The sequence below is a fragment of the Agreia sp. genome (genome assembly GCF_964263775.1).
Taxonomy (GTDB): Bacteria; Actinomycetota; Actinomycetes; order Actinomycetales; family Microbacteriaceae; genus Agreia.
In genome coordinates this window covers 1-4,105 of the sequence record NZ_CAXVWM010000002.1, presented here as the reverse complement: position 1 = coordinate 4,105, position 4,105 = coordinate 1, and the positions used below count along the sequence as shown (strand labels likewise).

Genomic DNA, 4,105 nt, shown 5'->3' with positions numbered 1-4,105 from the left:
GAGAACGACCAGCACTCCGCGCGCGTCGACACCCCTCTCGATCGCCCCGGCGATCTCGTCTCCGAGGCGTTCCTGCAGCTGCGGGCGCGAGGCGAGCGTGTGCACCACCGACGCGATGCGTCCGAGGCCGATCAGCCGATCCGATGGAACGTAGGCCACATGTGCCACTCCGGTGAACGGGAGGAGGTGATGCTCGCAGATCGAACGGAACTCCAGGTCGCGCACGAGCACGGGCTCGGCCGTCGCGCCGTCGGGCACGGGAAACGTGTCTCCGAGCACCGAGGTGGCGTCGACCCCGACGCCGGAGAAGAACTCGACGTAGGCGTCGGCGACACGGGCCGGCGTTCGCTCGAGGCCTCCGCGCCCGGGATCTTCACCTATGGCGATGAGGATCTCGCGCACGGCCGCCTCGACACGCACCCGGTCGAACGCAGTCACGTGCGCGGCGAGTTACGCGGTCGCGGGTCGGGGCGGAGCCTGCGGCGAGCGCTTGGGCTTCTGCTCCGGCTCAGGGTCGGACTGGATACCTCCGTCGACGGCGCCCGCATCGACCGGCGACTTCGGAGTGGGGAACGCCACCGGGGGAAGTTGCGAGACCGGACGCTTGTCGCTCGAGAGCCACTGCGGACGAGGCGTCAGCTTCTTGACGTCTCTGAAGATCACGGCGAGCTGATCGTGGTCGAGCGTCTCGTGCTCGAGGAGTTCGAGCGCGAGGCGGTCGAGGATGTCGCGGTTCTCGTTCAGAACGCTCCAGGCTTCGTCGTGGGCGTTCTCGATGAGCTGGCGCACCTCGCCGTCGACCTTCTCGGCCATGCGGTCGGAGTAGTCGCGCTCGTGACCCATGTTGCGGCCGAGGAACATCTCGCCGGATGCGGCACCGAGCTTGACGGCACCGATGTCGGAGGACATGCCGAACTCGGTGACCATCTTGCGCGCCGTGTCGGTGGCCTTCTCGATGTCGTTGGATGCGCCGGTGGTGGGGTCGTGGAACACGACCTCTTCGGCGACGCGACCGCCCATGGCGTAGGCGAGCTGGTCGAGCAGCTCGTTGCGCGAGACCGAATAGCGGTCTTCGAGGGGCAGCACCATCGTGTAGCCGAGGGCGCGTCCACGGGGAAGAATCGTGATCTTGGTGACCGGGTCGGTGTTGTTCATGGCCGTGGCCACCAGGGCGTGGCCGCCCTCGTGGTAGGCGGTGACGAGCTTCTCGTGGTCGCGCATGATGCGGGTACGGCGCTGCGGGCCCGCAATCACGCGGTCGATGGCCTCGTCGAGGGCGCGGTTGTCGATGAGCTGGGCGTTGGAGCGCGCCGTGAGCAGCGCGGCCTCGTTGAGCACGTTGGCCAGGTCGGCACCGGTGAACCCGGGCGTCTTGCGGGCGACGACCTCGAGGTCGACACCGGCGGCGAGCGGCTTGCCCTTGCCGTGCACCTCGAGGATCTTCTTGCGACCCTGCAGGTCGGGGGCGTCGACGCCGATCTGGCGGTCGAAGCGGCCCGGGCGCAGCAGGGCGGGGTCGAGGATGTCGGGACGGTTCGTGGCCGCAATCAGGATGACGTTCGTCTTGACGTCGAATCCGTCCATCTCGACGAGCAGCTGGTTGAGCGTCTGCTCGCGCTCGTCGTGTCCGCCGCCCATGCCGGCACCGCGGTGGCGACCGACCGCGTCGATCTCGTCGATGAAGATGATCGCGGGCGAGTTCTCTTTGGCCTGCTGGAACAGGTCGCGGACGCGGCTCGCGCCGACACCCACGAACATCTCGACGAAGTCGGAACCGGAGATCGAGTAGAACGGCACCCCGGCCTCTCCGGCGACGGCGCGGGCGAGAAGCGTCTTGCCCGTTCCGGGAGGGCCGTACAGCAGTACGCCCTTCGGGATGCGGGCGCCGACGGCCAAGAACTTGGCCGGCTCTTTCAAGAAGTCTTTGATCTCTTCGAGCTCTTCGAGTGCCTCGTCACTGCCGGCGACGTCGTCGAACGTGACCTTCGGCGATTCCTTGGAGACCAGTTTGGCCTTGGACTTGCCGAACTGCATGACCTTGGAGCCTCCGCCCTGCATACCCGAGAGCATGAGCCAGAAGAACGCACCGATGAGCAGCACGGGAAGCAGGATGCCGATGAGAGACAGGAACCAGTTGGTCTGCGGAACCTCGTCGTTGTAGCCCTTGGTCGGGGCGGCGTCGTTGACCGCGTCGATGACCTCGGTGCCCCGGGGCGTCACGTAGTAGAACTGCACCTGGGTGCCGTACTCCTTGTCGGCCTTGGCCAGCGTCAGGTCGACCCTCTGCTCGCCGTCGATGATGGTTGCCGAGTTGACCTTGCCGTCTTTCAGCAGCTGCAGGCCCTCCTGCGTGTCGATCTGCTTGAAGCCTCCACCCGTGATGAGGCCGAAGCCGATCCACAGCGCGATCGCGCCGAGCAGGATGTACGGAATGGGAGATCGGACGATCTTTTTAGCGTTCATGTCTCTTCATCATGTCGAGAGGGATGGTGATAGTCGAAAGGGTAGCGGTGCGGGCCTGCACGCCGTCTGCATGTTCCCCGTGGGCGTAAACAGAGCCCCCGTGGGCGTAACGGGCACGACCTAGGAGTACACGTGCGGCGCGAGCACCGCGACGTCGCGCAGGTTGCGGTAGCGCTCGGCGTAGTCGAGGCCATAGCCGACCACGAATTCGTTGGGGATGTCGAAGCCAACATACTTCACGTCTACCTGGATCTTCGCCGCCTCCGGCTTGCGGAACAGGGCGCAGATCTCGACGCTCTCGGCGCCGCGCGTGCGCAGGTTGCCCAAGAGCCACGACAACGTCAGGCCCGAGTCGATGATGTCTTCGACGATCAGCACCTTGCGACCAGACAGGTCGGTGTCGAGGTCTTTGAGGATTCGCACGACGCCCGACGATTGCGTGCCGGCGCCGTAAGAACTGACCGCCATCCAGTCCATGTTCAGCGGCAGGGTGAGTTCGCGCGCGAGGTCGGCCATGACCATGACCGCGCCCCTCAGCACGCCGACGAGCAGAACGGCTTCGCCCGCGTAGTCCGCCTCGATGCTGCGGGCGAGCTGCGCGATTCGCTCGTGGATCTCGGCCTCTGTATACAGCACGCTGGTGAGGTCGTCGGCGATGTCACTCGAAAGCACGGGGCTCCTTCACATTAGAGGTCTGCTGCAGCCTGGAACACGAGGCTCCGGGCAACCCTGACAACTCTAATGCCGGGCAGGTCGACGCCCTTCTGCCCGCGCCAGTCGGTCACGAGCGCCGCGGCCGCCAGCGTCTGGGCGCGGCTGAGGCTGACGCCGAACTCGCTCAGCACCACGTGCCGGATGATGCGATTGCGCAGCGCCGCCGGGTTCGCGGCCAGCGCTCCGACCGAGATCGCGATGCCGGCCTCGGCGTGCTCCACGATCTCCTCGATCGTCTCCTCCACCATGCGGTCGAGCGCGTCGCCGTCTTCGCGCAGCTGTTCGGCCGTTCGCACCAGCGCGTCGGCGATGCCCGGGCCGAGCTCCCGCTCGAGAACCGGAAGCACCGTCTGGCGCACCCGCACCCGCGAGTACGCCGGGTCGGCATTGTGCGGATCGAGCCACGGCTCGAGCCCGGCATCCGCGCAGGCAGCCACGGTCGTCGAGCGCCGGATGCCGAGCAGCGGGCGCACGATGGGCCCCGAGACGGCGGCCATCCCGTGCAGGCTGGATGCGCCGGCACCGCGAGCGAGGCCGAGCAGAACGGTCTCGGCCTGGTCATCGAGGGTGTGGCCGAGCAGAACCGCGACCGACGCGGTGTCGCGACGCACAGCATCCAGGGTCGTGTACCGGGCGTCGCGGGCCGCGGCCTCGAGCCCGCCCACGCCGGGCCCGGGATGTACCTCGACGAGCCGCACGAGAACCGGATCGAGGCCCAGCGCTCGCGCCTGCTCGGCGGCCCTCGCGGCGACGCCGTCCGAGTCGGGCTGCAGGCCGTGGTCGACGATCACGGCCCCGGCGCGCAGCCCCGCGCGGGGCGCCTCGAATGCCGTCGCGGCGGCGAGGGCCAGCGAATCAGGCCCGCCGCTGAGAGCCACGAGCACCAGCGCGGCATCATCGGATGGCGGCAACGCCCCGAGCGACTCGC

The 4,105-nt window shown here is 67.8% G+C and carries 4 protein-coding genes; all 4 read right to left on the bottom strand.

All coding sequences use genetic code 11. From position 1 onward, the window contains the following. Positions 1-438 (bottom strand): GTP cyclohydrolase I (gene folE / locus ACE5CZ_RS00215; protein ID WP_374945338.1); only part of this gene is annotated, 438 nt, incomplete at its 3' end. 12 nt (positions 439-450) lie between these two features. After that, the gene (ftsH, locus tag ACE5CZ_RS00210; RefSeq protein WP_374945337.1) at positions 451-2,463 is read right to left on the bottom strand and encodes an ATP-dependent zinc metalloprotease FtsH; all 2,013 of its coding nucleotides are present in this window, start codon (positions 2,461-2,463) and stop codon (positions 451-453) included. Positions 2,464-2,583: 120 nt separating this feature from the next. Further along, positions 2,584-3,135 carry a hypoxanthine phosphoribosyltransferase gene (gene hpt, locus ACE5CZ_RS00205; RefSeq protein WP_374945336.1) on the bottom strand — a complete coding sequence of 184 codons (552 nt, stop codon included), beginning with the start codon at positions 3,133-3,135 and terminating at the stop codon, positions 2,584-2,586. Between the two features lie 14 nt (positions 3,136-3,149). After that, complete coding sequence (gene tilS / locus ACE5CZ_RS00200) at positions 3,150-4,088, bottom strand: tRNA lysidine(34) synthetase TilS (protein ID WP_374945339.1); 939 nt, start codon at positions 4,086-4,088, stop codon at positions 3,150-3,152. Between the last annotated feature and the right edge of the window lie 17 nt (positions 4,089-4,105).